At 60.3% G+C, this 1,649-nt stretch carries 2 protein-coding genes; one reads left to right on the top strand and one right to left on the bottom strand.

Going from position 1 to position 1,649, the window contains the following annotated elements:
• Positions 1-623: P-loop NTPase family protein (locus tag QC821_RS21655; protein WP_309725599.1), on the bottom strand; the 623-nt coding region annotated here is incomplete at its 3' end.
• A 119-nt stretch (positions 624-742) separates the two neighbouring features.
• Here QC821_RS21655 and QC821_RS21650 point away from each other — a divergent pair.
• A protein-coding gene (locus tag QC821_RS21650; RefSeq protein WP_309725597.1) for an IS5 family transposase occupies positions 743-1,500 on the top strand; the annotation gives its coding sequence in 2 pieces (ribosomal slippage) (positions 743-1,079 and positions 1,079-1,500; 759 coding nt in all).
• Positions 1,501-1,649: the final 149 nt, after the last annotated feature.

The following is a 1,649-nucleotide window of genomic DNA, read 5'->3' as shown; positions in this document are numbered from 1 at the left end:
AATCCGGTGGCCGCTTCTGCTTCCCGAACTGCCAGCGGGGACATCCCCAGTCGGCCACTGATGCCAAGCACCTTGTGGCCCGCTTTGACCAGTTCGTGATATCCGCAGATTGCACCCATGGCGTCGTAGGCCGCGAACGTGCAGCCCAATGACAACGAGCAGAGCGCCTCGTTGCGAATAAGCTGTGCGGTTTCCCTTTGCTGCAGGCCATCGGCAATTTCGATCACCGCCACTTGGCAGCCGGCCTCGGCCGCAACGTTTATCAGGCGGAACGCGCCCTTCACGATCTCGTCGATTGGGGCCAGGTAAGTGCTGGCAAACCCAGCGTCGGTAAAGTCAAGCGCGACATCCGCGCCTGCGTCGCGCACAATCCACATATCACCACCGGCACCAGTGCCTGTGATCTTCAGGGCTGCAACTCGCAGCCCCAGACGCTTGAAACCACGCACCAGCGACGTGGATGTCAGCGTCTTGCCGGCATTCATCGACGTCCCCAGGGACAGGACCACCGGCATATCGGGTGTCTTGTCCGGCGCATCAACGCGAAACTGCACCAGGTTGATGCGTTTGCCAATGGCATCGCCGACCAGGCCGATCGGCGTTATTTGGGTCGGCGGAAGCATCCGGGCATGCCGCGACAGTTCCGTTCCCGCGATGCCACCCGCAGCGACTATGGTCCGTGGACATTCGTGGTTTCCCCATCGGCTGATTTCTGATTCAAGCTCCCCAAAGGGAGGTTTGAATGGACGAGCAGCGGTTTGTAGTGACGGATGATATCTGGGCGCGCCTTGAACCCCACCTTCCCGGCAAGAAGAGCGACAGCGGGGTGACGGGCAAGGACAACCGGTTGTTCCTGGAGGCCGTTCTCTGGCGGGTGAGAACCGGTCTGCCCTGGCGGGATCTGCCATCGGAATTCGGGAACTGGAACAGCGTGTTCCGCCGGTTTCGCAGATGGGCCAAAGGGGGTGTTTTCGAGCGCCTCTTCACAGAGATCCGCGGCGAGCCCGATTTCGAATACGCGCTGATCGACGGCACTATTGTCCAGGCTCACCAGAAGGCGAGCGGCGCAAAAGGGGGGCTCAGGCTCAGGCCATCGGGCGCTCACGCGGCGGACTGACCACGAAGATCGTGGCCTTGGTTGATGCCTTGGGCAACCTGTTCGACTTTCATCTCCTGCCCGGCCAGGCTCACGACCTGAAAGGCGTTGCACCGCTGATCGAGGACGTCGCCTTTGACGCCCTTCTGGCGGACAGGGCGTTCGATGCCGATTGGCTGCTTGCAGAACTGGACGCGCGGGGTGCGAGCGCAGTCATCCCACCGAAGGCGAACCGCAAGATCAAGCGCGACTACGATAAACACGCCTACAAGTGGCGGCACATGGTCGAAAACTTCTTCGCGAAAATAAAGGAGTTCCGGGCCATCGCCACGCGCTACGAAAAGACCGCATGCAGCTACGCCGCCAATTGGTATCTCGCCGCAACCATAATCGCCACAAGGTGAATGTCCACGGGCCATAGGTAACTTTCCACAGCACTGGTTGGAGCTACGCTGGAAAAAGCTGCCGCGCACTCAGGCCTTCTTGCTGGTAAGGCAGGTTCAGCATATCTTGTCAGCGCTCTGCATTCCCGCTGCCTTATCAAATTGGCTCA

The organism is Franzmannia qiaohouensis (assembly GCF_031451695.1).
Classification (GTDB): Bacteria; Pseudomonadota; Gammaproteobacteria; order Pseudomonadales; family Halomonadaceae; genus Franzmannia; species Franzmannia qiaohouensis.
The sequence above is the reverse complement of the archived record's forward strand: the minus strand, read 5'-3'. Positions and strand labels throughout refer to the sequence as shown.